30 protein-coding genes, 1 rRNA gene and 1 pseudogene are annotated in these 24,989 nt (G+C 52.2%); 3 read left to right on the plus strand and 29 right to left on the minus strand.

What is annotated here, in order from left to right:
* Positions 1 to 70: ribosomal RNA gene (locus BM322_RS06945) — 16S ribosomal RNA — on the minus strand; the annotation flags it as partial.
* 513 nt (positions 71 to 583) lie between these two features.
* Between BM322_RS06945 and BM322_RS06950 the strand changes: the two genes are divergently transcribed.
* Entirely contained in the window at positions 584 to 850 is a 267-nt protein-coding gene (locus BM322_RS06950) for a chaperone NapD (RefSeq protein WP_075429184.1), read from the plus strand.
* 88 nt (positions 851 to 938) lie between these two features.
* Here the strand turns inward: BM322_RS06950 and BM322_RS06955 are convergent, their stop codons facing one another.
* The 9 genes from BM322_RS06955 to BM322_RS06995 all read right to left on the minus strand — a co-directional run bounded on the left by BM322_RS06955 (position 939) and on the right by BM322_RS06995 (position 11,418).
* Positions 939 to 1,223, minus strand: coding sequence for a hypothetical protein (locus BM322_RS06955; protein WP_075429185.1), 285 nt, complete (start codon positions 1,221 to 1,223; stop codon positions 939 to 941).
* A 146-nt stretch (positions 1,224 to 1,369) separates the two neighbouring features.
* Positions 1,370 to 1,600, minus strand: a complete 231-nt coding sequence (locus BM322_RS06960; RefSeq protein ID WP_075429186.1) for a hypothetical protein — start codon at positions 1,598 to 1,600, stop codon at positions 1,370 to 1,372.
* A 77-nt stretch (positions 1,601 to 1,677) separates the two neighbouring features.
* Positions 1,678 to 3,717: a BRCT domain-containing protein gene (locus BM322_RS06965; RefSeq protein WP_075429187.1), complete on the minus strand. Its 2,040-nt coding sequence runs from the start codon at positions 3,715 to 3,717 to the stop codon at positions 1,678 to 1,680.
* 21 nt (positions 3,718 to 3,738) lie between these two features.
* Positions 3,739 to 4,791, minus strand: coding sequence for an AbrB family transcriptional regulator (locus BM322_RS06970; protein ID WP_075429188.1), 1,053 nt, complete (start codon positions 4,789 to 4,791; stop codon positions 3,739 to 3,741).
* Positions 4,792 to 4,874: 83 nt separating this feature from the next.
* Complete coding sequence (locus BM322_RS06975) at positions 4,875 to 8,051, minus strand: AAA family ATPase (RefSeq protein WP_075429189.1); 3,177 nt, start codon at positions 8,049 to 8,051, stop codon at positions 4,875 to 4,877.
* Positions 8,048 to 9,199 carry an exonuclease SbcCD subunit D gene (locus BM322_RS06980; protein ID WP_075429190.1) on the minus strand — a complete coding sequence of 384 codons (1,152 nt, stop codon included), beginning with the start codon at positions 9,197 to 9,199 and terminating at the stop codon, positions 8,048 to 8,050. Before BM322_RS06980 ends, BM322_RS06975 begins: the two co-directional genes overlap by 4 nt.
* A 121-nt stretch (positions 9,200 to 9,320) precedes the next feature.
* Positions 9,321 to 10,157, minus strand: a complete 837-nt coding sequence (locus tag BM322_RS06985) for an Mrp/NBP35 family ATP-binding protein (protein ID WP_075429191.1) — start codon at positions 10,155 to 10,157, stop codon at positions 9,321 to 9,323.
* Between the two features lie 49 nt (positions 10,158 to 10,206).
* Positions 10,207 to 10,938: a DUF134 domain-containing protein gene (locus BM322_RS06990; protein WP_075429192.1), complete on the minus strand. Its 732-nt coding sequence runs from the start codon at positions 10,936 to 10,938 to the stop codon at positions 10,207 to 10,209.
* 99 nt (positions 10,939 to 11,037) lie between these two features.
* Complete coding sequence (locus BM322_RS06995; protein ID WP_075429193.1) at positions 11,038 to 11,418, minus strand: methylglyoxal synthase; 381 nt, start codon at positions 11,416 to 11,418, stop codon at positions 11,038 to 11,040.
* Between the two features lie 229 nt (positions 11,419 to 11,647).
* Here BM322_RS06995 and BM322_RS07000 point away from each other — a divergent pair, with 229 nt between their 5' ends.
* The gene (locus tag BM322_RS07000; protein ID WP_318254565.1) at positions 11,648 to 12,076 is read left to right on the plus strand and encodes an Hsp20/alpha crystallin family protein; all 429 of its coding nucleotides are present in this window, start codon (positions 11,648 to 11,650) and stop codon (positions 12,074 to 12,076) included.
* Positions 12,077 to 12,160: 84 nt separating this feature from the next.
* Here the strand turns inward: BM322_RS07000 and amrA are convergent, their stop codons facing one another.
* From amrA to pdxS, 8 genes are all read right to left on the minus strand, one after another.
* Positions 12,161 to 13,546 carry an AmmeMemoRadiSam system protein A gene (amrA, locus tag BM322_RS07005; RefSeq protein WP_075429195.1) on the minus strand — a complete coding sequence of 462 codons (1,386 nt, stop codon included), beginning with the start codon at positions 13,544 to 13,546 and terminating at the stop codon, positions 12,161 to 12,163.
* Positions 13,547 to 13,558: 12 nt separating this feature from the next.
* Entirely contained in the window at positions 13,559 to 14,395 is an 837-nt protein-coding gene (amrS, locus tag BM322_RS07010) for an AmmeMemoRadiSam system radical SAM enzyme (RefSeq protein ID WP_407047827.1), read from the minus strand.
* Positions 14,396 to 14,425: 30 nt separating this feature from the next.
* Positions 14,426 to 14,608, minus strand: a complete 183-nt coding sequence (locus BM322_RS07015; RefSeq protein ID WP_075429197.1) for a hypothetical protein — start codon at positions 14,606 to 14,608, stop codon at positions 14,426 to 14,428.
* A 37-nt stretch (positions 14,609 to 14,645) separates the two neighbouring features.
* Positions 14,646 to 14,801, minus strand: coding sequence for a hypothetical protein (locus BM322_RS13570; RefSeq protein WP_177220833.1), 156 nt, complete (start codon positions 14,799 to 14,801; stop codon positions 14,646 to 14,648).
* Between the two features lie 23 nt (positions 14,802 to 14,824).
* A complete protein-coding gene (locus tag BM322_RS07020; RefSeq protein WP_075429198.1) occupies positions 14,825 to 15,307 on the minus strand; it encodes a hypothetical protein in 483 nt (160 codons plus the stop codon).
* A 12-nt stretch (positions 15,308 to 15,319) separates the two neighbouring features.
* A complete protein-coding gene (gene crcB, locus BM322_RS07025) occupies positions 15,320 to 15,709 on the minus strand; it encodes a fluoride efflux transporter CrcB (RefSeq protein ID WP_075429199.1) in 390 nt (129 codons plus the stop codon).
* Between the two features lie 109 nt (positions 15,710 to 15,818).
* The gene (gene pdxT / locus BM322_RS07030; protein WP_075429200.1) at positions 15,819 to 16,409 is read right to left on the minus strand and encodes a pyridoxal 5'-phosphate synthase glutaminase subunit PdxT; all 591 of its coding nucleotides are present in this window, start codon (positions 16,407 to 16,409) and stop codon (positions 15,819 to 15,821) included.
* A gap of 24 nt (positions 16,410 to 16,433) precedes the next feature.
* A complete protein-coding gene (pdxS, locus tag BM322_RS07035; RefSeq protein WP_033169711.1) occupies positions 16,434 to 17,306 on the minus strand; it encodes a pyridoxal 5'-phosphate synthase lyase subunit PdxS in 873 nt (290 codons plus the stop codon).
* A gap of 275 nt (positions 17,307 to 17,581) precedes the next feature.
* Between pdxS and BM322_RS13575 the strand changes: the two genes are divergently transcribed.
* The gene (locus tag BM322_RS13575; RefSeq protein ID WP_075429201.1) at positions 17,582 to 17,824 is read left to right on the plus strand and encodes a hypothetical protein; all 243 of its coding nucleotides are present in this window, start codon (positions 17,582 to 17,584) and stop codon (positions 17,822 to 17,824) included.
* Positions 17,825 to 17,935: 111 nt separating this feature from the next.
* On the opposite strand, the pseudogene BM322_RS13870 reads toward BM322_RS13575, so the two are convergent.
* From BM322_RS13870 to rlmD, 11 genes and pseudogenes are all read right to left on the minus strand, one after another.
* Positions 17,936 to 18,028 (minus strand): annotated as a pseudogene (locus BM322_RS13870) (recombinase family protein); the annotation flags it as partial.
* Between the two features lie 15 nt (positions 18,029 to 18,043).
* Positions 18,044 to 18,796: an NAD-dependent protein deacylase gene (locus BM322_RS07045; RefSeq protein ID WP_075429202.1), complete on the minus strand. Its 753-nt coding sequence runs from the start codon at positions 18,794 to 18,796 to the stop codon at positions 18,044 to 18,046.
* 21 nt (positions 18,797 to 18,817) lie between these two features.
* A complete protein-coding gene (locus BM322_RS07050) occupies positions 18,818 to 19,729 on the minus strand; it encodes a DUF1848 domain-containing protein (RefSeq protein ID WP_075429203.1) in 912 nt (303 codons plus the stop codon).
* A gap of 16 nt (positions 19,730 to 19,745) precedes the next feature.
* Complete coding sequence (locus tag BM322_RS07055) at positions 19,746 to 20,255, minus strand: O-acetyl-ADP-ribose deacetylase (RefSeq protein WP_075429204.1); 510 nt, start codon at positions 20,253 to 20,255, stop codon at positions 19,746 to 19,748.
* Between the two features lie 35 nt (positions 20,256 to 20,290).
* Positions 20,291 to 20,692, minus strand: a complete 402-nt coding sequence (locus BM322_RS07060; protein ID WP_075429205.1) for a nucleoside 2-deoxyribosyltransferase — start codon at positions 20,690 to 20,692, stop codon at positions 20,291 to 20,293.
* 159 nt (positions 20,693 to 20,851) lie between these two features.
* Positions 20,852 to 21,505, minus strand: coding sequence for a YitT family protein (locus BM322_RS07065; protein WP_075429206.1), 654 nt, complete (start codon positions 21,503 to 21,505; stop codon positions 20,852 to 20,854).
* A gap of 86 nt (positions 21,506 to 21,591) precedes the next feature.
* Entirely contained in the window at positions 21,592 to 21,798 is a 207-nt protein-coding gene (locus tag BM322_RS07070) for a hypothetical protein (RefSeq protein ID WP_075429207.1), read from the minus strand.
* Positions 21,799 to 22,015: 217 nt separating this feature from the next.
* Complete coding sequence (locus tag BM322_RS07075; RefSeq protein ID WP_075429208.1) at positions 22,016 to 22,786, minus strand: cyclase family protein; 771 nt, start codon at positions 22,784 to 22,786, stop codon at positions 22,016 to 22,018.
* 139 nt (positions 22,787 to 22,925) lie between these two features.
* The gene (locus tag BM322_RS07080) at positions 22,926 to 23,138 is read right to left on the minus strand and encodes a DUF2905 domain-containing protein (protein ID WP_075429209.1); all 213 of its coding nucleotides are present in this window, start codon (positions 23,136 to 23,138) and stop codon (positions 22,926 to 22,928) included.
* Positions 23,131 to 23,598, minus strand: coding sequence for a hypothetical protein (locus BM322_RS07085; protein WP_075429210.1), 468 nt, complete (start codon positions 23,596 to 23,598; stop codon positions 23,131 to 23,133). Before BM322_RS07085 ends, BM322_RS07080 begins: the two co-directional genes overlap by 8 nt.
* Before the next feature lie 6 nt (positions 23,599 to 23,604).
* A complete protein-coding gene (rlmD, locus tag BM322_RS07090; RefSeq protein WP_075429211.1) occupies positions 23,605 to 24,978 on the minus strand; it encodes a 23S rRNA (uracil(1939)-C(5))-methyltransferase RlmD in 1,374 nt (457 codons plus the stop codon).
* Positions 24,979 to 24,989: the final 11 nt, after the last annotated feature.

Raw genomic sequence — 24,989 nt, forward strand, 5'->3', positions numbered from 1 at the left:
CTCGTTCGACTTGCATGTGTTAAGCACGCCGCCAGCGTTCGTCCTGAGCCAGGATCAAACTCTCCAATAAATCATATTGAAGAACTCAATCAAGCTCTCAATTATCATATGGTTCATAAATTACTGAAGTAATTTATGTAAGCGACTCACAAGCAATCAAGATTGCTGTTCGCTGCTTAAGAAATTGCCGATTGCTATGTTGTTCATACCAATCGATGTTTTGAATATGAAACCGAAGTTTCATCAAACATCTGGCTTGAATCATGTTGCATGATTCATTCTGCATTGTTTAGTTTTCAGAGAACAATCTCGCTATATCTGTCAGAACATTTTGAAGTTCCAACCGATTCAGCTTTTATAGTTTATCTCATTCATTTTGACTTGTCAAGAACTTTTTATTCTCAACTTAACAAAAACGATAAGATGTCTTGATCGCCGCTCCAGTGCTGTGCGCTGTTTGCTGACGACTTGTATTATATTACACGCCTTACTCTATCTTGTCAACACCCTATTTGCATTTTTCTTCTTTTTTTTCGCCGCATATGCTAAAATTAACATATCATTGATAAAAAGGAGCATTGCTATGGCTATTGCAAGTCTTATCATCCAGCTTGAACCCGGCAAGGACGAACATGTCAAAAGTGCCCTCAAGGATTTCCCACAGGTAAGTGTCGAAAAGACAGCCCCCAACGGTGAACTCATCCTTGTGGCCGAAGAGTCTGGTCTTACAAAACTTCAAAAGCTCTGCCTTGACCTGGAGAAAATCCCAGGCATTCTCGGCGTGCTGCCCAGCTACGTCACTACTGCCGACGAGGACAGTGATGACGAAAACACCATCTCTGATCGATAAAAGCAAAAGAGCCTTTCTCTCCTGCGAGAAAGGCTCTTTCCTTGTCCAAGGCCTTATTACGATGGTACAATCCCCTGTTCCCATTCATTCAGGCTCCCATGTTCATATTGATCCGTTTCAAACCGCGTGCTACGCCTGCCCCAAAGATATCCAGCTGCTCAGGAGTAAGCCGATCAAACGCCTCGCTTAGGCGTGATTGCTTATTGCTGGATACATCAAGCTTATAGGCCGAATTCTCAGCCTTGCTTTCCTGTCCTGTATGTTTTTCCTTACGCGCACGCCCAGGGCCATAACGGCTAGTCCTTGACTCATCGATATTGACACGTGGTGCCGCGGCAATGGACTCTGTACGAATTTCCAAGCTTACATCCATGTCGTCCATCCTCCCTTGACTTACAGGTGGATACATATTTTCCTACTTATATTATCGCATAAAATCGCGAAAAAAGATAGATTATTTCGATAATTCAATAAAAAATAATGGCCTGGACAATATTCCTTGTCCAGGCCATCTTGGCATCAGTCATCAAGAATTCCCACGCGACGATAAAAATCAGCCAGGACCTCATCACGACTCTGCCCTGTCTTTTCAGCCAGCTCCTGGGCCATCAGATCACAGGCATAATCAAGATTCGCAAAGGTATTGATCAAGGCCTGTACCTTGTTGATCTCCGCGTAACTGCTTTCAAATGCCTGCCTTTCCTTGAGATGTTCCAGTGCTTCGCGTACTGGCCGCTTTACATCCATCATATCCATGCCCCCTGTTATCAGTTTTGCTATATATCTATTTCGTCATCCAACAGCAAAAACCTTCCCGCCGTCAAAAATCACTGCAGCATTTCCGCAGTCTCCTGATACGAGATGAGTTTTGTGCCAAGTTTCCGTGCCTTTACCGCCTTGCTCGATGTACTGGCAGGATCAGCAATGACCAAGAAGTCCGTATTGCCGCTGACCGCTGCGCCCATCTTAGCTCCCGCAGCTTCGATAAGCTCCTTGTAGAAATTGCGGGGCTTGCCATCGGGATCCTTGCCAGTCAGCACAAAGACCTTGCCTGCATACGGCATCGCAGCAGCATCAACAACTAGTGCCGCATAAGCCTGCGGCTTGATATACTGCAGCAGCGCCGCAAAGCGGTCATAGAAATCCTGTCCCTGCAAAATCTCTTCGGTCCGTGGACCGATGCCATCGATTTCCTGAAAGGCATCCTTGCGCGCAAGTGCCGCCAGAATATTTTCTGCCGTCTGATACTTTTCTGCCAGCAGCTTGCCGATATTATCGCCAATGCCATCAAACAGCAAGGCCTTGACAAACCGCGGGATATCAACAGCCGCCCGCGCTGCGTCTATCGCGGCTTTCAATTTATCGGGGCTCTTCAAGTCGCGCGTATCCTGCAGATCTGCCGCAGTAATCACGTTGCCCTTCTGCGCCTCAGCTGCAATCTTCTGTTTCGTAGAAGTCAGCTCCGCAAAGGGCGTGATGATTGCCGCACGGATGTCCTCTGCCGTAAGCGCAAAAATCATATAAGGACCTGCCGCCTCTGCCTTTTCGGGAAACGTGCGCACCAACGCCCGTGCACGATCGATTGACAAGTCACTGATATCGAGAACATTGCGCTTGGCCAAAAAGCCAATCTGCTGCGCAATGCGTTCCTGACAATGCGGATTGATACAGAAGAGATTCGTATCATCCTCGTCGGCGGACGCGGCATTCGCACGCTGCTCGAGCGGTGCATGGCAGTACGGGCAGCAATCGATTGCTTCAATGGCCTCGCCACCATTATGCTCATAAACGATGACGAGCTGCGGGATGATGAGCTTGGCCTTGATGACACCGACCTTATCGCCAATGGCCACTCCACCGAGCCGCTTGACGACATTCATATTGTGCAAGTTGACATTTGACACCATTGTCCCGAGGATATCCACAGGCTCAATATCAGCCACTGGCGTAAGCGCACCAGTCTTGCCGACCTGCCAATGCACATCGCGCACCACACTGCTGACAGGGATCTGGCTCGGTTTCCAGGCTATGGCATTGTTGTCATGATGATCCGTCGTGCCGAATTTCTGCAAGGAATCAGCCCAATTGCATTTGATGACCAAACCATCAATCGGATAACCGAGTTCTTTCTCATACTCCTGATAGAGCACCGGAATCCTTGCCGCAATCTCTGCCGGTGTTTCATCGGCAAAAGTCAGCATCGGCGAAACCGCAAAGGGCGTATGCTCCAGGATATAGGCCATCTTTTCTGACTCGCTCCAATCCACGCCCATGACATCGTAGGCCTGAAAGCTCAGGTATTTGACAAACTCCGGATGCTTGCCCCCCGTAAGGATGGGATTGACACTGTTGCGCGGATTTGCCCGTTTCTTTTCCTGCTGCGCCTCAAGCTCCGCATTCATCTGCTCAAAAGCGGCAAAATCCATATAAACTTCGCCGCGGATGGGATACTCGGCCGTATACTTCACGTCCCGCGGATGACTGGGGAAACGCGTGAGGATATCGCCCTCATCGCCGCCGCCACGCGTCACATACATCGGCTCACCATTTTGCGGATAGACAACGATGCTGCAGCCATCGAGCTTAGGCTCCACAACCACAGGCTGGAACTTTTCAATATAAGCCAGCAGCTTATCCGTCTCGGTCTCATCAATCTTGCCCAGCGACTTTGCCTCATGTGGGTGCTGAAATTTTGCCGCCCCCAGGTCTGCGCCCGGTACATAGTCAAGATCCTCACTGCCGTATTTATCAATATAGTCACGGCGCAGGGCATCGTACTCCGCATCAGACAGGATAACTTCGCCTGAGTTGCCATAATACACGGCATCGGCCTGCTTGATCTGCGCTAAGTGCTCTTCTCGTGTCATATTTCTCTATGCTCTCCTAATTCATTTGATAATTCTCTTTTCATAAAACGCCACAATCCCCTTCGCCACATAGGGGAAAACCAGCATGATGAACAGCAGCCGCGTCAGCTGATACGCTGTCATCGTCGAGATATTGGCCCCCACGGTCAACGCGGTAATCCCCATCTCTGTAAGGCCGCCTGGGGCCGTACTTAAAAAGGCAGTGGCAAAGGTTTCGCCAGTCAGCATGGCCACCACAGTGCCCATGCCCATGGAAACCGCCAGCACCAGCAGCACACCACCTAAAAGTACCGGTCCCATGCCGTGATAACTCACGATACGCTGCAACTCAACACTGATGCCGATGAAAGCTCCAACACAAAGCTGCGCAGCATATAACAGCGGCTGCGGCACAGCCGGTGCCGTCATGCCCGTGGCAATGACAAATCCCGCCGTCGCCAGGATAGGCCCCAGCATCGTTGCCGTGGGCAAGTGAATCTTCTTGCCCACAACCGCACCGGCAATTGCCACCAATGCAAACATAAGCATCGTCGTCATATCAGCAGCTGGCAGCAAATCCGCTTCTGCGCCACCATCTACGGGACCATCCGACAGCATATGGATAGTCAGGAATGGAATCGTAAATACCACAGCCAGCATGCGCAGCGTCTGCATGATGGTCACAGCCGTCAGATCCACATCCTCCATCTCAGCCGCCAATACAACCATCTGAGACAGGCCTCCTGGAACGCATCCCAAAAGACAGCTCGTGAAGTTCAGTCCCGTCTTGCGATACATCAACCAGCCTGTAAAGATTCCTGCACAGACTGTAACGAAGGTCGCCAGCAGCATCAAAGGCAGCTGATCCAGGATAGCCTGCAATGTCGCTATGGTAAACGGGCGTCCCATCGCATACCCCAATAAGACCAGTGCCACATTGCGGATGCGCAAACTCCAGACCATCGGCCGTTTGCGCACCAGGCCAATCAGCGCCACGACCACAATCGGCCCTAACGTCCATGGCAACGGGGCATTGATAAAATAAAACAGCACACCGCCAAGCAAAGCAGCGATTATTGTACGGACATACTCCATAACGTACAGAGCCTCTCTTCATTCATTTGCTATCTACATTATAAGCGCAATCCCACAGATAAACCAGTCATCCCGCTGGAAAATCAACTGATCTGCCACTGCACATGACTTCCTTTATCATCCTTTGTGACCAGCAGCTGATTATCGATTTCTTGTTTTAGTTCCGTCACATGCGAGATGATACCGACGAGCTTTGAGCCACCGGCCATCTTCTGCAGGACACGGACCGCCTCATTGCGGGAATTGTCATCGAGCGAGCCAAAGCCTTCATCGATGAACAATACATCGAGATTGATAGACGCCCGATTGGCCTGAATCTGATCCGAAAGGCCCAAGGCCAGCGACAAGGCGGCCATAAATGACTCGCCTCCTGACAATGTCTGGATGGCACGCTCCTTGCCCGTGACAATATGGAATACCTTGAGGTCAAGCCCATAATTGCCACCGCGCGCAGCTTCCGTCTCATCAAGCATCATGAGCTCAAACTGATTGCCCGACATCGAGCGTAACCGGCGATTGGCTGCCCCCAGGATTTGCTGCAGATAATAACGCTGGACATATGTCTCGATATCCATGCGGGCGCCACTGCGATTGCCTGACAAACGTTCATACAGATTGCTGATATTGCGCGCTTCTTTTCCCAAAGCCGCACGCGATTCAAGCTGTTGGGTTAGATATTCTGCCACACGCTTGTCACGACCAGCCTGCCCGTTGATTTCGGCCAGCCGTTCCGCAGCCTGCTTAGAAAGATCTCTTGCCGCATCGCGTTTTTCCCTAAGCATTGCGATATCCGGAAGCTTCTGTCCCGCCACAGCCTTCTCGGCAGCCTCCATCCGGCCCTTTGCCGCATGATAGGCATCGCGCCAAGCCTGGACTTCCTGCTGCATGACCTCGGCACGCTTTTCCTCATACTCACCGACAACAGCTTGCCAATTTTCTTCAGTCAAGTCTTTTTCCTGCAATACGTTCTGATACGCCAGCTGCAGCTCCTGACTCCGGCGCTGCTTATCTGGCAGCTCCTGCTCACAACGGCTGAGGATTGTCCGTGCCTCAGCAAGCTTTGCCTGCAAATCCTTGGCCACCTTATCGGCACGGGCATAAGCTTGTTCGCACCTTGTGAGTTCTTGCTGAGCCTTCGCTCTTATGCTTTCAGCATCTTCCCGCGTCGCAAAGCGCAGCTTGCCAAGCAGCAGCTGCCGCGTCTTTACAGCATTCTCCTGCTGATTTCTGGCCTGCTGGCATCTTTCAGCTAACGCCTCCTTATCGGCCTGCAGTCGCCTTAGCACTTCCGTTGACTTGTCAAGTTCCTGCTGGATTTTTTCCAGCGTCCCGATTTGACCAGTAAGCTTGCGCATATCCACCTCGCAGGCTGACAGCTGCTGACGGACTTTCTGATAGATCTCGTTAAGCGTTTCTGCCGTCTCACAGCCAGGCACCTTTTGGCGCAATTTCGCCATTGACAAGTCAAATTGCTCTTTTGACTTGTCAAAATTGACTTTTGCCTTGCCAGAATCCTCAGCGGCTTGCTGCTGTCTCGCATTGAGCTCCGCCACCTCGGCAGCTAATCGCTCCAATTCATCCCGTGCCAAGGGCTTAGCCGCCTCAGTCAGCACATGTGGCTGCGGATGTTCAAGTGAACCACATACCGGACAAGGCTGACCGCTGACCAAGGATTCTGCGAGGATTCCCGCCTGTGCATTGAGGAATACCTGCTGTTCCTGCTCATACAGCACCTGCTTGTCCCGATAGAGCCGCTGTGCCTCTTGAAACAACACCTTAGCGCGTTCTGCGGTCGCCTCATCCTTTTTCATCTGTTTGCCTATTTCAATGCCATCATTGACCTCAGTCTCATGTTGCAAGAATGCTTGCTTTTCCTGCTCTCTTTTCCCCAGCGTTATCTTCAGCTCTGGCAGCTCTTTTACCTGCTGTTGCCAGTCTTCTGCCCGTTTCTGATACGCAGCAAGCTTTTGCTTGGCCTGCTCCGCGGCCTCCTCCGCTGCCTGCGCATTCTTAGCAGCCTTTTGTATCTCCTCGGTCTTTACCGCCACTTCGTCAAAGATATCCAGTGCAGCCTTGGCCTCAGCCTGCACTTTGCCAAAGACCTCAGCTGCCTTGTCCTGCCCTGCCTTGGCCGCCGTGACAGCTGCCGCCGCAGAATCTGACTGCTGGAGAAGCTCCGGCAATGTCGTTTGATACTGCTGCTGCAGTTTTTCAGTATCTGCCACCGCCTGCTGCTGGCTTTCCCAAGCCTTGTACGCATTCCGGATTGCATAGGCCGCTCGGATTCGCAGCGCACAGTTTTCCGCATCCGCCATAGCCGACTCTTTTCGCTTATAGCCCTGCCAACTTTCCTTGGCCTCAGTCAGCTGGTCAAAAGATTGTTTTAAAGACTCGGCCTTTGTCAGTTCAACATTTCCTGCGTCATACGCCTTCTGGGCAGCAGCCGACTCAGCAGCCGCCAGCTCCGCTGCCCTGCCAAGCCCTTCACAGACCTCACCAAGATAAGCCTGCAATACCTCAAAGTCGACAAGGCTCGGCGTTTTATCCTTGCGGATTTTCTGCAACAGCTCCTCGAGTCCCACCTTTTGCCCATAATCATCAGGAATGATGATATCCTCTGCCTTCGCCTGGCAAAGGCGCAGGATATTCAACAGTGCCTCGCGATGCTGATTATTACGCTCATTCAACCGGCTGACAATCTTGGCATATATTTCTGTATTGAACAGCCGCCGGAATATTTCCCGCTTATCCTTCGTCGGCGCGCGCAAGATACGCATGAAATCCCCCTGTGCTATCATGCCGACCTGCATGAATTGCTCCTTCGTAAGGCCGACAAGTTCACAGAGCTTTTTATTGACAATAGTCATGGTGCCCGGATAATCCGTATGGTCCGGCAAAGTCAAGGTTACTGATTCCTTCACCTCGTTCTTCAAATGCCTGCGCTCATGATGCGGGACACGGCGTACGGTATAGACCAGCTCCTCTCCCCCCACAACCTCGCTGAAGACCAGTTCAACAAATGGCTGCACATCGAGCGTTGCATACTGGCTCTGCAGATTCGGAATCGACTTATTCTTTTCGGTATTCTTCTCGCTTTTGTCGCCATAAAGCGCATAGACAATAGCATCAAAGATTGTCGTCTTGCCCGCACCGGTATCGCCAGTCACCAAAAAGAGATTCTGCGTTGGTTTCGTGAAATCGATGACTGCCCGTTCGCCATAGGAACCGAAGGCCTGTATCGTCAACTGGATTGGTTTCATTTCTCTGCCTCCTGTACCTCATTGATAACTGCCGCCAATAACGCCTCTTCCTCTTCATCAAGATCCTGCAGGAAGTTCCGGCAAAGCTCAAAGGGTGACAGTTGCACGGCTTCTCCCTGCTCCAACCGATATCCAGCAGCCTCCGTGCGCTCTCGTCCCACATGCAACAGATGTGGAAAACAAGCATCAAGCCGGTCCCGCATGTCAAAGGCCAGATAATCATCCGCATCGGTAAGGGTGATGCTGACATAATCTCCCGAGGGCTGGGCGAGCACATTGGCAAGGGTATCCTTGATAGTGCGCACCTGCCGCAGAGGTACCAGCGGCAAGACCGTCGTCGTCACCTCGCCCTTCGCGCCCAGATCCACTTCAATCACGCCCTTCTGCTGCCCCTCCTCGCTGAACGAGCAGGCAATGGGTGTACCGCAATAGCGATAACAGTCTTTGCCGTTTAGCCGCTGCGGCTTATGGATATGCCCCAGCGCCGCATAATCAAAGCGATTCAGGATATCTCCCTGTACTGAATCGATATTGCCAACCGTGACAATCTCCGACTGTGAGCGCTCAATCGTATCATCCTTGCCCGTGGATAAGTAGAACTGATGGCTGACCAATACATTGCGTTCCTGCTCTGCCAGCTTCTCCCGTAAAATCAGCCGATGCACCGCCTCATCATACGAGAAATTATTGCCATCCTTGTCCGTTCCCGTGATCAGCTTGACCATCGACGGCTTGACAAAGGGCAACAGATAGAAATTCACCGGGCCATAATCATCCGTCAATGTGACCTTAGCAATCGTTTCAGCGGGCAGCTCGGGAGGACGGCCAATCATATGGATATGCTGCCGTGCCAGCACCTGCCGGAATACATTGACGCGATCGGCACTGTCATGGTTACCCGAAATCATCATGATCTCGGCCTGGGGTACTGCCCGTGCCAGCTCCGTGACAAAATGATCGAATCGCGACACCGCCTCAGCTGACGGTACTGCCTTGTCATAGATATCCCCGGCAATCACCACAGCATCAGGCTGCCGCTCGGCTGCCAGCCGCACGATTTCCGCCAGGATATGTTCCTGATCCTCAGCCAAATCATGATTCATGAGTTTCAAGCCAATATGCAAATCGGAAAGATGAAAAAAACGCATAATCTCCCTCTTCTCGTCCACAATAATCTTATAATACAAGTATACCATGGCAGAAAAACAAAAGCAGGAAAATCACCCACAGGTGATTTTCCTGCTTATCTTCATAAATTAGGCAGCTGCCTCACTCCTGCTCAAGCTGCAAGAGTTTCTCGGCGGCATCCTGTAAATAGATATTCTCTAACGTTTCCACCTGACCAGCATCGCACTCTGCCGCCAGCATCGGATCCATCGGGATACGTCCCAGAATATCGAGATGATACTGATTGGCAATTTCCTGCAGATGGCTCTTGCCAAAAATCTCATGTTTCTTGCCACAATCCGGGCACTGGAAGTAGCTCATATTCTCCACGAGGCCCAGGATCGGCACATTCATCGCCGATGCCATCTTGACAGCCTTTTCGACAATCATCGAAACGAGTTCCTGCGGACTCGTGACAATGACGATACCATCCAGCTTGATCGACTGCATGACCGTCAACGGCACATCACCAGTCCCCGGCGGCATATCAATGAACATGTAGTCGATATCATTCCAGATGAAATCATGCCAGAACTGCTTGACGACACCGCTGAGAATCGGGCCGCGCCAAACCACCGGGTCACTGCCGTTCTCAAGCAGCAGATTCATGCTGACGATATCGATACCGCCAGACGTCGTCGCCGGATAAGCCCCAGCCTCGCTGCCGCAGATTTCAGCACTCACGCCAAACATCTTCGGAATCGAAGGACCTGTGATATCAGCGTCGATGATGCCGACATGGCGGCCTTTGCGCGACATAGCCTCCGAAAGCAGACCCGTGACGAGGGATTTGCCAACGCCGCCTTTGCCGCTTACCACTGCAATAACGTGACGGATCTCACTGAGCTCATGCGGAGCTTCATGCATATCTTTCTTACGCGTATCCGATCCGCAGGTTGTCCCACACGAACTGCAATCATGATTGCATTCTTCTGCCATACGATTAGCCTCCTAAACTGCTCCTTATAAAACACATCATTTGCTGCAATTAATGGCAGCCATGGTCACCGCAGGTATGGCCTGCCTCACCATGACCATGATGATTGCAATGAACAGCCGGATTGTAATCGAGCGAACCTGCCAGCAGTGCCTCCACAGCCTCATCTGCCGAGCCATTGCAGCCGCCATAAAGGGTAATACCAGCAGCAGCCAGTGCATTCTGCGCACCAGCGCCGATGCCACCGCAAATCAGCGTATCGATAGCCTGCTGCTGCAGGATGCCAGCCAGTGCACCGTGGCCCTGACCATTCGTACCGATAACTTCAGCGCTGACTACCTTGCTATCCTCAACCGTATATACCTTGAACTCACTCGTCTTGCCAAAATGCTGGAAAATCTGGCCATTATCATAAGTCACTGCAATCTTCATCTTAATACATCCTTTCTTTCTATAGGGACAATGACGACTGCGCAAGCAATCCTCATCTTCTTGACAGATCTCATAGTCGCCACCAGTAATCTTGAGCGGCCGACCTTCGACCAGACAGGAGGCAATGCGCTTACGCGCCGCCGTGTAAAGCGCCTGAACGGTAGTCCTGGCTACCCCCATCTGCTCGGAACACTCCTGCTGGTTCATGCCATGGTAGTCCATAAGACGTATCGTCTCATATTCTTCCACCGGCATAAACACTATCGGCTTATCCTTCGCGGCCTCTCCGGCACCAAACTCCTGATACGCAGGCAATGAGCAAATCTTCTTCTTCTTTGCCGGTCTCGCCATAACGGCCTCCTTTTATTGACATATGTCACTAAATAAATTATACCTCTATTTTGTCATATGTCAATAACTATATTTCCTGTCCGCCCCTAAGAAAGTCTTTCAGCCCTGCAGTTTCTTATCAGCATACTGCAACAGGATATGCGCACTCTTACGATTCGTTGCCAGCGGGATATCGTGAACATCACACAATCGGAGCAGCGCGTTGATGTCCGGTTCATGCGGCTGGGATGTCAACGGATCGCGCAGGAAGATCACATAGTCAACCTGCTCCGTAGCCACCCGCGCACCAATCTGCTGGTCGCCGCCCAATGGGCCAGACATCATCGTCTCCACCTCAAGATGATACTGTTCATTGATCAGCGTACCAGTCGTCCGGGTGGCAATCAGATGGAAATGCTGCAGCAAATCCTTATGATGCCCCACAAAATCAAGCATCTCATCTTTCTTTTTGTCGTGTGCAATAAGCGCAATGGTCTGCATAACAAGACTCCTCTCAAATAGATAGATAAAACAATTTCTTTTATTTATTCTGTAAAGTTCTTTCTATATCCTTTTTTGATGGCAAAAAGTTTATGAAAAACTGTATTTTGACCTATTGACTTTTTGACCTTTAAGACTATAATAAGAATTGAAAAAGATATTTCACACTTCTTTATGAAAGGGGATCGATTTTATGTTTGGGTTAATTCCATTTGGCAGAAGAAACACGATGGCAACGGTAGATGACGATTTCGATCGCCTCTTCGACTTCATGAACCAGCCGCTTTCCACCTTGTTCAATGATGCAGGCTTCACCGGCAGCTCCTTCAAGGTCGATGTGAAAGACAACGGCACCAGTTATGAGCTCAAAGCCGAACTCCCCGGTCTGACGAAAGATAATATAAATCTCACCTACCAGAACAACTACCTCACGATTTCTACCAAGAAAGAGGAGTCGCACGACGAAAAGGACGAACATGGCAACTACATCCGCCGGGAACGCTACAGTGGCAGCATGAGCCGCTCGTTCTACATCGACAACATCGAAGAAGGCCGCTGCACGGCTGAGTTCCAGAATGGCATCCTGACGGTCACACTGCCCAAGTCAGCGGCGACCATCGACGCACCGAAACAGATTCCTATCCGTACGATCGAGTAAGCCTGTCATATTTTGACCGGTCAACTACTCCAAAAATGAAGGGGTACCAGATAGCTCATCCTATCCGGTGCCCCTTTTGACATGTCAATAATGACGCACAACCTCAAACCGCCATAACTGGCACGTTTCCTCGGCACCGATATTACCTTTGCGGCGCGCGATGGCTATCTGCTGCTCCACCGTATCCACGCCATCCAGGTCCGGCAGCAGCAAGCCGCGGCGCTCGCCGCACTGCACGATGACGCCATACCGTTTGATATCAAGTTCATCACTTGACGATATCGGCTCAGGCTCAGTCAGCACATCGACCTTGTAGACAAGCTGATCAAGTTCTGCTGGCTGGACAGCCGCAAAACGCGGATCGCGCGTGCCAGCCGAAACGGCATTATAGAGGATTTCCTCTGCCAGATTCGCCCGCACTGGCAGGATGGTACCAATACATCCGCGCAGCGCACCATCCTTATGGATGGAAACAAAGGCCCCCGCATGTCCCGTCAGGATTTCCTGCGGCAAGTCACTGGGCAGCTTGGCATAGGACTTGGTCTTCACATAGGTCTCCAGGCTATGACGCGCAAGCCGCACCCAGGCATCTTCGCTTGCACGGCAGCGCGCTAACTCCGCCCGTTCCTGCTGCGCCAGTTGCTCGCCAATAGCGCGGGACGCATCCGCCTCGCCAGGCCAGAAAAAAGCCACTCCATAACCAACGCCAAACGGCCCCTCATAGGATAGCAGCTCCGCCTTTACCTGACGCCGATCAAAAGCGCCAGCCAGAATCCAAAAGGCCCGCAAGCCACACTCGGCTGCCTTTTCCGCTAACTCCGCCGGTGTCGTAAGCACTGACAGAAAGTCCGCCGCACCAAGATCTCTTGCCAGCTTTTCATCAAGCACGGGCCCCTCTGCAGCAAAACCATATGGCCCTTCTGCCTTGAGTTTATGTGACCAATCGCCACTGGCCACCAGGACGGCCCGCCGCCCAAGCCGCTCAGCCACAGCCGCCAGCTGCTGCCCGAGCCGATAGTGTTCACGTGCGGGCACCCCGCCAATGCCAATGCGCACCGCTTGGAATTTCTGCCAATGCTTTTGCAGGAAATACAATGGAATCATCGTGCCATGATCAAGGGCCGGATTCTTCTCGCCCAATGTCCCGGCGGGAATATCAGCTGCTGCACAGGCATCACTCAAGGCCGCCACGAACTCCCCATCGTACACAGCTGATACCTGCACCTCCGGTGCTCTGAATTGACCGAAATCGCCCTTCGCACCAGCGCCTGGCGATACATGACAATAATCTGCATACATGACCGAATGCGGACTCACGACAATCACCAAATCGGGCTGCAGGGCTGCGGCCCGCGCCATCACCGTCTCATATGCAGTCACTGTCTTGGCGATAATCTTTTCCTGCCCGCCTCCGACCTCTGGAATGATAAGCGGCGGATGCGGCACCGCCATTGCTGCCATAATCCCCATGAACATTCCCTCCTAACAATTACCTGTATAAACATGACGCAGCGATTTACGCGCCACCTCAGCCAGTGTATAGACCGTATCGACCGGCGTAGCCGGTCTTGTCGACTGCCAACGCGGAAAATACCGGCTCACATGCAAGGACAAATCCACTGACAGCGACGCCAGCCATTCTGCCTCCGCCTCCATCTCTGCGGCACTGTCATTCAACCCCGGCACGATCAATGTCGTCACCTCCACATGGGTTACGGCAGCCGCCGCGGCAATATTCTGCTTCACCGCCGCCAGACTGCCGCCGCAGACATCATAGACCTGTTGCCGCCAGCCCTTCAAGTCGATATTGAAGGCATCCACCAGTGGCAGCAGTGCCAGGAAGGGCCCTGCATTTATCATGCCGTTGGTCACCAGTACCACCTTGAGCCCTGCCTCATGCAGCAGCTTTGCCGTATCACGCACGAATTCATAGCCTATAAGCGGCTCATTGTAGGTGAACGCCACGCCGAGATTGCCTGCGGGCCGGGCCGCCAGCTCCTCGGCCAAGGCCACGAGATCTGCTGGCATCACATCCTGCGTGGCAAACTCTGCTCCCGCCTGGGAAATCGCGTGATTCTGGCAGAACGGACAGCGCAGATTGCAGCCAAAGCTGCCGACAGATAAGATATAACTCCCGGGATGGAAACGGGCCAAGGGCTTTTTCTCAATGGGGTCTAAGGCCACCGAGGTCAGCCGGCCATAATTCTGTGCCACCACTTTCCCCTCACGGCAAATCCGCCCCCGGCACCAGCCCACCTGTCCCTCGGAGAGCCGGCACTCCCGCGGGCATAACGTACAGATCACCTTAGTCATCGCCATCCCTCCTGCCGCTTTTCTAACCGATTCCGCTTATTCGTCGCCTTTCTGTCCCAACAGACGATCCAAAGCCGCCCTTACTTCAAACGCTGGAATCTTCTCCTGCTCTAAACGCTTGGCTGCCGCTGGTTGACAAGTCAAATACTGCCAGCAAACCTGCTCCTCCCCGGTCAACGCATCCGGCATTGCCCATTCATTTCCCGTATCTGCCACCATAAACGAAGAACATCAATTGCCGCATCAAAGTGAATCCTCACGGGATAATCATGCTGAATCCCCAAGCCTTTGGGCTTGCGATTGGCGGTTTCGACTCGCCAAGGCTCCTTTGACTGTTTCCCAAAGGCTGCCCATTCCGCCCGTTCTTGCCCAATAGTTTCGCGCGCAGTTCCTCGTCATATGCCTTCGTCATTTTCTCACCGTCTCTCCTGTAAGTCAATCCATCGCATAGCCTAAATACGCAAATACATTGCGCAGTGGTTCCTTGTCGCGGATATCGAGCCAATCGTCGGGACGGCTGTTATCGTCAATCAATATCAACAGATAGTCGAGCACCAGACGGCGCGCGGCCCATAATCCCACCTCATTGGAAGTCAGCCGGACACCTGCCATACGCACCGCCGCTGGCATATAGCTTTCCGCCATGATCAGATCCGCTAGCACCGGCACCACTGCCTCCAGCTCTGTCCAAACCCGCAACGGCTCCGCTTCTTCGGGCTTCCCCCATACAGGGCTTGCGGCCACGATGCGATAGGCCAGCCGCAGGGCATGCTGCTGGACAATGCGCCCCATAGCCGTCAGCTCATCCTGGCTAAGCGCCTCCTGCATGGCAGCAAACCGCGCCTGAGGCCCGGCCTTGGTCCGCGCCATCGCCGCCAGCCGCCGCTGGCGGGCCGCCGAAAAATCTATTACATCCATAGAAACTCTCCCTCAGCGCTGAAATACCATCGCCAACTGATAGCCGATATAAGCTGCCGCCAATCCCAGCACAATACTGCCCACCACATTGACCGCCGCCAGGAAAAAACTATCGCCCCGCAGCAGCGTCAGCGTCTCCATGCTGAAGGACGAAAACGTCGTAAAGCCACCCAGGAACCCTACAGTCAAGATCAACCGCAGCGATTCGGGCAGCAGCTGCAAGGACTTGGCCAGTGGCAATAATCCCCCGAGCACCAACCCCATCAGCAGACTTCCCACCAGATTGACGACAAGCGTTCCCCAGGGAAACATCCCCCCGAGCAGCATACCCACCGTCGTCGTCACGCCATAACGGCACACGGCCCCCAGGCCGCCGCCAATAAACACATAGAAATACGCCATTGTCTTTCCTATCCTGCTTTCTATTCATACGCTGATACTTCGTCTTTCCCTAATTATATCATCTCTTGCCTGTTTCCACGAAAAAAAGCTGGCCAACAGCCAGCTTCTTTTATGCGCCCAGCGCAAGCTCTTTGCGTTTCGCCACCATATCCAGGAAAAAGGAATGGATCCGCAGGTCACGGGTCAGCTCCGGATGGAAAGCCATGGCCAGCTGATTGTGATACCGCACCGCTGTGATATGTCCTTCCGTCTCGTTCAGCACCTGCACCTTCTTGTCAAGACATACTTCGATATAGGGAGCGCGGATGAACCGCAGCGGAAATCCCCGCAAATCGGCCACATCACCAGCCCTCGCAAAACTGCCCAGCTGCCTGCCATAGGCATTGCGCCGTACCCGTACGGGAAGGGTTGCCATCGAAGGCTCATCATTGCTGACCTCCTGGGCCAGCAGGATAAGTCCTGCACAAGTCGCCAGCACGGGCAGCCCTTGGAGGATTTTCTGCCGCAACGGTTCAAACAGCCCCAACTCATGCAGGAGCTTGCTCTGTACGGTACTTTCGCCACCTGGAAGGATTATGCCAGCGAGATCATCGGTCAAATCCTTGCGCTGACGGATTTCCCAGTAATCTGCCGCCAGTGCTTCCAGCATTGCCTCGTGCTCAGCAAAGGCCCCCTGCAAGGCTAGAATGCCAATCGTCATTTTGTCCAACCTTCTCTCACCTCTTTATCTGCCACGCTCTGCCATGAGCAGCTCGATCTCATCGGCATTGATGCCCACCATGGCCTCGCCGAGATTTTCCGAAAGCCTTGCGATGAGCCCTGCATCCTCGTAATTGGTGACTGCCTGCACGATAGCTGCCGCCCGCTTGGCCGGATTCCCCGACTTGAAGATGCCCGAGCCGACAAACACGCCCTCGGCTCCCAGCTGCATCATCAAAGCTGCATCGGCTGGGGTCGCCACGCCGCCAGCCGCGAAATTGACCACCGGCAGTTTTTTATGTTCATGCACGTAGGCCACCAGATCATAGGGGACCTGATACTTTTTAGCCGCCTCGAAAAGTTCATCCTCCCGCAGGGAAGCGATGGCCGCCATTTGCTGATTGATTTTCCGCATGTGGTGCACGGCCTGCACCACATCGCCAGTTCCCGGCTCCCCCTTCGTGCGGATCATTGCCGCGCCCTCGCTGATGCGGCGCAGGGCCTCGCCAAGGTCACGGGCACCGCAGACAAAGGGCACGGCAAACTTCCGCTTGTCGATATGATAGACATCGTCTGCCGGAGACAAGACCTCACTCTCATCGATATAGTCGATTTCGATGGCCTGCAGCAGCTGCGCCTCGACGATATGACCAATGCGGCACTTGGCCATGACGGGGATGCTCACGGCCTCCTGGATGCCGCGGATCATCGCCGGATCGCTCATGCGGGCCACACCGCCTGCCGCGCGGATATCAGCAGGGATGCGCTCCAGCGCCATAACGGCGCAGGCACCTGCCTCCTCCGCAATCTTTGCCTGCTCTGGCGTCGTCACATCCATAATCACGCCGCCCTTTAACATCTGGGCCAAATTCTTATTGAGTTCATAACGATTGCCCATACTCTCTGTTTTCTCTGCCATTGCCAAGTCTCCTTTGCGTTATCCAGAAATGAACGGAACACCCTTAGGATAGCGCTAAACTGACTATATAAAAATAACCAGAATGAAAATATAACAAAAGGCCAGATTCCCATAGCAACTGGAAATCTGGCCTTACTGGCCTCTGACAAAAAATATAACCCTAATGATTCTCTGAAATATTGATAAGCTGTCTTTAAAAATTGCCTGCTATCCTAGAACCAAATACATTTCTATTGCGAACAGGAGGACATTTTATGACAAAAGAACGTGACGAAGAGATCCGCCAGGATTGGTCAGCCGCCCTGGCCTCCGTCGAAGAGGGGGAAGACCTCTCCATGGACATCGGCTGGTGCTTCACCGACGACGATATCAAGGAGCTGGCCAGACTGCATAAGGCCAATCAGCATCGAGAAAAAATCGAAAGCCTGCTGGTCGACTGCAACTTCATCACCGAAGCCTGCGAGTTCAATACAGGAAAATACGACGCCTATCTCTGACAGATAAAAAAAATGCCCAGAGGATTTCGACATAAATCCTCTGGGCATTTTATAATACCTAAAAATCTCCTTAAAACTATTGCCATCAAATGTTATGCATAGTCGCATGATAATATCCAGCTGTTCAATCATCTCATCATAATTCCGCCCCAGCCTATCTAGACTCTTTACCACCAGTGTATCGCCCTGCTTTAATCGTCCCATCAAAACTTCCAAAAACTACTCGTTCATCAACCTATCCACCGCCTCGGCCAGCGTCTTGCCAATGGGGGCACGGATAACGAGTTCTGCCTGTGCATCAGCTTTCGTTTCCGTCTTATTGATGAGCACCAGATGTTTCCCGCGGAAGTAGTCAATCATCCCAGCTGCCGGATATACCACCAGCGAAGTACCGCCGACAATCAAGGTATCGGCTGCGCTTATGGCCCGCAGTGCCTTTTGCACCACTGCATCGTCAAGGGCCTCTTCGTAAAGGACTACTCCCGGACGCACCACGCCGCCGCATTCCGTGCAGTGCGGAATGGGTTGGTTCTTTTCCTGCAGGGCATATTTCATCGGATAGGTTTTGCCACAGTCCATGCAATGCCAATGGCGGCTTGAACCATGCAATTCGTAGACGATCTTGGAACCAGCCAGCTGATGCAGGCCATCGATGTTCTGCGTGACTACAGCCGCAAGGATGCCCTGCTGTTCCAGTCGCACCAGTGCTTTGTGGCCCGCATTGGGCGCTGCGCTTAGAAACATCATGCGCTGACGATAAAAATCAAAGAATTCTTCCGGATGCTTGACCAGAAAACTATGTGATGCCATCTCCTCAGGGCGGAACCTGCGATGCAGATTTTGGTTATAAATCCCATCGGCACTGCGGAAATCCGGAATCCCCGACTCCGTTGACATGCCCGCCCCGCCGAAGAACACTGCCCGCGTGCTGTCTTTGAGGATTTTTGCCAGTGTATCGATCTTGCTCTCCATTCGGCACCTCCTGACCTCTCATCATTTCCGCTTTTCTCTTCCATGCTCGGTAATACGCTCGTCCCCCAGCAGCTTCCCGGTAAGAAGAGAAGAACTATCCACATGGGCCGCAAAGCCCTGCTGTGCCCGCTGCGGGCTGGCATTGGCATAGCAATAGTGGCAGCCATGGATACAGGTGTCATACTGTCCGATATCAAAGCTTTCCACGCAGTTGCATAGCGGCCGTTGGCTTTTAGCCTTGGTTTTCTTGAGAGGCTTTCCCGTGATGCGCTCGATGAGCGCACCGTCAAGGCAGGCACCATGGCCGATGCCATAGGCGGCAAGGTCGATGGCCTCCGAACAAGTCTGCAGCACAACGCCGCTTCCTTTCGCAAGGCCTGCCAGCCCTGCCGCTATTTCCCGCATTTCCGCTTCTGACAGTTCATGCAGATTGAGGCCTTGGGTATTCTTCTTGGTCTTGGCATAGAGGTCGATAAAGCTGATAACGCACCGCTCAACATAGGGTGCCAGCTGCGCAAGCACCTGAGTAAACCAGGCAAAGTGCTTCTCCTTGGTATAAACAGCGTTCAGCAAAATGGGGTCATAACGCCAAACTACCCGCTCACGCCCCAACTGCAGCGACAGTGCCTGCATGGCCTTTATGATTTCTTCCTTTGGCCGAAGATTCTCCTCAATATCCGTATCGTAAGGGGTCAGGGATACCTGCACATAATAAGGATAGTGACCAAGCAACGCTAACTTATCGAGCATCGGCGTGGGGTCCTTCGTCCAGAACACCAGACAGTCTACCCGCTCAGGCTGAAGAGATATGCAGCTCACCTGCTTGCGATTGAAGGGATTTACCACATCCACATAACCTGCTTTTAGCCGCCCGCAAAACCAATCCCAGTAAAGGGCTGGAATATCCGTCCGGCGGCTGACACTTATAATCATCGTATTCCCTCAACCATCAGTATAATTCCCCATCGTAGACCAATTTCGTCCGCGCATCGAACAGTACCCAGAGGATTTCCGCAAAGGCCTGCGGGTGTCCGGCCACGAATTCCCGGACGGTCCGCACAGCAATCGCGGCCGCCTGCTGGACCGGATACGAATAGACCCCCGTGGATATCGAAGGAAACGCCACACTATGGATACCATGCTCCATGGCCAGTGCCAACGAGTGGCGATAACAATCCGCCAATAGCTTTTCCTCGCCCTGGCTGCCGCCATGCCAGACGGGACCGACCGTATGGATGACATAATCGCAAGGGAGCTGGTAGGCCTTCGTGATTTTTGCCTGCCCGGTCTTGCAGCCATGAAGTGTCCGGCACTCAGCCAGGAGCTCCGGCCCTGCAGCCCTATGTATCGCACCATCGACACCACCGCCGCCCAGCAGACTTTCATTGGCAGCATTGACAATCGCCTCGGCATAATGCTTGGCAGTAATATCGCCCAGCTCTGTCCTTATCCTTATCATAACGCCTACCTCCTCACATTTCCCTTCCGGCTTTCTCAACCCCACAAGGTTCTTATCTGCGCCAGCAGCTCTTCTTCCTCGGCATAACGATGGATATGGAACCTTTCATTTCCCGCCAACATCGCCGACAGCTGCGCCGCCTGCGGGCGATAGAAGATATGGACCTCCTTGCCATGGGCCTCCGCATAGGCCAGCTCATAGCCCACCCCCAGCGATACCTGCGTGCATTCAGCCACTACCACATCACATTCCCTGAGCCAGGCCGTATCCTGCTCATAGATGGCCTTATCGCCTTTATCTTCCACCGTGGACAGGCTCAAGTCCCCCACATGCTCCGTGAGCACCTGATGGTTTTCCTTCAGGACGGCTATGACCTTGCGGTAAAGCTCCGCATCCTGTCGGCCACCACGGATAGAACCAGCAAAATATATCTTCATCTTCAACCCTCAATTTCTGTCATTGGAATACTTTCTTTCCGATAAACTCTCTTCCCTTATTTTTCGTGTTCGATTGGCCATATCCTCTATTTCCCATAAAAAAACAAGAGCGCTTGCATCCACCTGCCGCTCACTCTTGTCTTACTCACACGATTCACCTTACCAATGCGGATGAAATACCAGCTTGCCCTCCGCATCCACCTTGCCCAGATGCTTTAGGAAAAACCTGGCAATGGTTCCGGTAATCAGCGCCGATATCAACGTCCCTTCCCGGATTCCCTCAATCCCATCCAAGTATAGGAGGGAGATACCTGCGGCCAGCATTACCAAAAGAACATCGTTGCCCGTCTTCACCCGGCCAAATTCCATATGAAAACACCTAGACACCGCATAGACGATGCCTTCTCCCGGCAGCATCAACACATTGGCAATCCCCTGCACCGCAACGCCAAAAGCAATCAGCGTAGTTCCGATTAGCAACGGCAGCAGCTGTAACACGTAGTTTGCCGGCATCACCCACGCCCAGGCATCCATGAAGAAATCAATAAACCAGGAAAATATCAACGTAACCGGAACCTGCAGGAATTGTATCCGATCAAAACTCTTGCGCAGCAGCAGATACTGACCGAGCACCATCACCATATTTATGGTAAAAGTCATCTGCCCCAAGGTAAAGGGCGAGGCCAGACTTATCACATAGGGCAGGCTGGAAATTGGCGACGTCCCCAGCATACTTTTAACCACCAAGGCAATACCAGAAGCCTGCACAATAACGGCAACAACAAACAAAACATAACGGACCACCATGGACATCAAACAACTACCTCCTATGGATAGATAGTATATGACGGGCATAGTGAAAAGTCAATCTGTCCCCTTGTGCTCTCTCTGCCAGCCGCTTAGCCGCCGAAATATCCGACTTCCTCTGCGACATGTCTATTTTTCCTTTTACACTCCAAGATGCGCTTGTACAGATTCTTATAATATTCCTTATAGAATTGCTGCAACGGACTTTGCTGAATAGCCTCATTTGCACGCTCCAACTCCAAATCCGAATACTGATGGGGGTGATGCATAGCATCTACGGCTCGATGTAAGTCTTTCATGATGTGCGCTCCTCCTCAAAGATATATACACCCTTCTTCCTTTCATAATTCCCTAGGAATTGCAAAAATCCTGCTTACATGTCACATCCGCAAATGTCCCCAAGTTCTGGCTATGCAGAATGGCAAAAGACCTGAAGTGCTTGCTATATAAAAAAGTCTTGCTAGAACGACGGTCTGACCGTGTCTACTGTCTAGCAAGACTCTTTTTTTGATCATCTTATTTTTTCTTAGGCGTAATAGCCAACACACGAACGGGCAAGCCTGTAGCTTGTTCGATATTAGGCCAGGCAGCAAATAGCAAAGCTCCCACCGGTGCTACTTTATCCAAGTTATCCAGAACCTCAATCTGCAATTTTCCCTTGCTTAGCACATAACGCTCGCAAACCAAGTCACCTGCAGCAGCTGCTACGGCACTGGCATCTGTATCAAGAGTTTCATGGCCATTAGCTGCAGCATTGCGCACTTCATAAATGTACTTCAATGCCTCCAGCGACCAGCCAGGAGCATTTTCATTGCCATCCTCATCAAGCCCCGACAACTTATCCATATCCGGCCACCTAGATGCCCAGCCAGCATAGAGTGCCACAAAAGCGCCGTCGGGTATATCACCATATTTTGCCTCGAACGCTTTGATATCCTCTACCGTAACAGCGTAATGCACATCCTCGCGCACTTTATCGCTGATGTCAATTACGACTAACGGGAAAAGCATATGCTTGACACCAAAATTTTCCGAAAGCGCCGCATCCTTGACAAAATGACCAGGGAAATCAATATGCGTGCCAAACTGCCCAGGAAACTTGAAGGTTTGGATCAAGCACTCAAGCATAGGATTGCCCCAGTCGAATACTGTCTTCGCAAGCTCCACTGAACCCTCAGGTATACCTGGCCAATAGGGACTGTCATTATTCAACGAATGACTCAAATCTACCCATTCATATTTCTCGGACTGCAGCTCACTGATAAGATTCCATAATTGATGACTCATGAAAACACCCCCATACTATATAGCATATTTTATCTATATGTAATATAGTAAATATTGACAATAAAGTCAACACCCTGGTTGAAGATTTATCATCTTTTATTCAGTATCCGCACCACTAGTCCACTGTAATCATACAATATTATCGATTAAACAGATTCGCGATAAAACTCAACACGATGCTGATGACAATGCAAGTCACCACCGGAAAATAAAAGGAGCCGTGCTCGCCTGTGATGCTGATATCACCGGGAAGTTTCCCCCATGGCAGGAACTTGCCGCCAAAATGCAGGATTCCACCGACAATAATCAGCAGTATCCCCATGCCGATAAGCATTTTCCCCATATCACTCATTTAACCGACCTCTTTTCTGCCGCAGCTTTTCATCATGGCGCTCCCAAAAATTCGTATCCTGTGCCAGTGCCTTGGCAAATACATCCCTTTGCAGCATCTGCTGTATTTTCTGCGTGGCATCATTACAGAAACGCAAATAGCTGAGCGCTAAAAAATCTTCTTTCGCATAAACGATACTAGCTTCATCTGCCGTATCAAAAGGCATCCCCTCAACCATTTCCTGATAAGGTTCCTCCATAGATTCCCCATCATGGGGAAAGAACGGACTCATCGTCACAAAGATGTCTTCATAATCCTCGCAATTCAGCCATTCGGCCTGAATATCATAGCAAACATCACAAATGCGAATCTGCCCATAATACTCCCCCCCCGGCAGAATCTCCTGCCAGGATTCCCGCAGCCGTACCTGCAAATCAGCAAAATCCGTAGCCGAAAAATGCTGCCAGTTCAATTCGTACATAACGGCTTATTTCTCTTTTCTCGTCAGCAGGCAAACGCTTTCCACGTGCGAAGTGCAGGGGAACATGTCTACTGGCTGGACTTTTACGGCTTTGTAGCCGAGTTCGTCCAGGATGGCGATATCGCGAGCCAGACTGGCAGGGTTGCAGGAGACGTAGACGATGCGGTCTGGTTTCATATTGGCAAAGGTTTCCAGTACCGTCGGCGTGCAGCCGGCGCGCGGCGGGTCTACCACTACGACATCGGCGCGTACGCCCTGTTTGTAGAGCCTTGGCATGACCTGGGTTGCATCGCCGACAATGAATTCGGCGTTGCGCACGTTGTTATCCCGGGCGTTTTTCTGGGCGTCGAGGATGGCCGGTTTTACGATTTCGATGCCGATGACGCTTCTGGCCTTCTGGGCGAGGAACAAGGTTATCGTTCCCGTGCCGCAGTAAGCGTCGATGACCGTTTCCTGACCGGTCAGATTGGCAAATTCCAGTGCCTTGTTGTAGAGCACCTCTGCCTGGGCCGTATTGACCTGGAAGAAGGAGCGCGGCGAGATATGGAAGTTCAGGCGGCCGATGCCATCCTGGATGGTGGGACGGCCCCAGAGGAGTTTCGTGTCGCGCCCCATGATGACGTTGTTGTGATAGGTCTGGATATTCTGATGGACACTGACCACCTTCGGCAGTTTGGCCCGCAGCATCTTGACGAATTCTTTCTCCCGCGGCATGGTCTTCGTAGCCGTCACGATGACCACCATGATGTCGCCGTTCTTGCCCACGCGGCCCACCACATGACGCAGGACACCGGTATGCTTGTCCTCGTTGTAAACGGGGATATTGAGCTTGGTGACGATTTCGCGCACGGCATTGACCACGTCATTATTGCCTTCCTTCTGGATATGGCAGTCGGTGGTATCGATGATTTCATGACTGCCCTGGGCGAAGCAGCCGATGATGGTCTTGCCCTTATCCCGGCCGATGGGGAACTGCATCTTGTTGCGGTAGTTCCACGGCGTTGCCGCACCGATGGTCGGCTCAACGAAAAGATCCGGCTGCTTGCCGATGCGCGTGACAGCGTCGATGACCTGCTGGCGTTTGGCCTTGAGCTGGGCCATATAGTCAAGATGCTGCAGCTGGCAGCCGCCGCATTTGTCGTAGATGCCGCAGACGGGCTCCACGCGGTCGGCACTCTTGGTGAGGATTTCCTTCACATGGCCCTTGGCATAAGTCTTTTTGACTTCGTCGATGACCGCCATGACCTTCTCCCCAGGCAGGGCGTAGGGTACAAAGACCGTAAAGTCCTGATAACGGCCAACCCCCTCACCGCTGGTACCCAGCGTCCTGATTTCAATCTCGTATGATTTTCCTTTTTCGACGGGAACTTGTTTTCTCATTACGATGTTTT

It is taken from the genome of Selenomonas sp. GACV-9, assembly GCA_900116485.1.
In the GTDB taxonomy this organism is placed as follows: Bacteria; Bacillota; Negativicutes; order Selenomonadales; family Selenomonadaceae; genus Selenomonas_A; species Selenomonas_A ruminantium_G.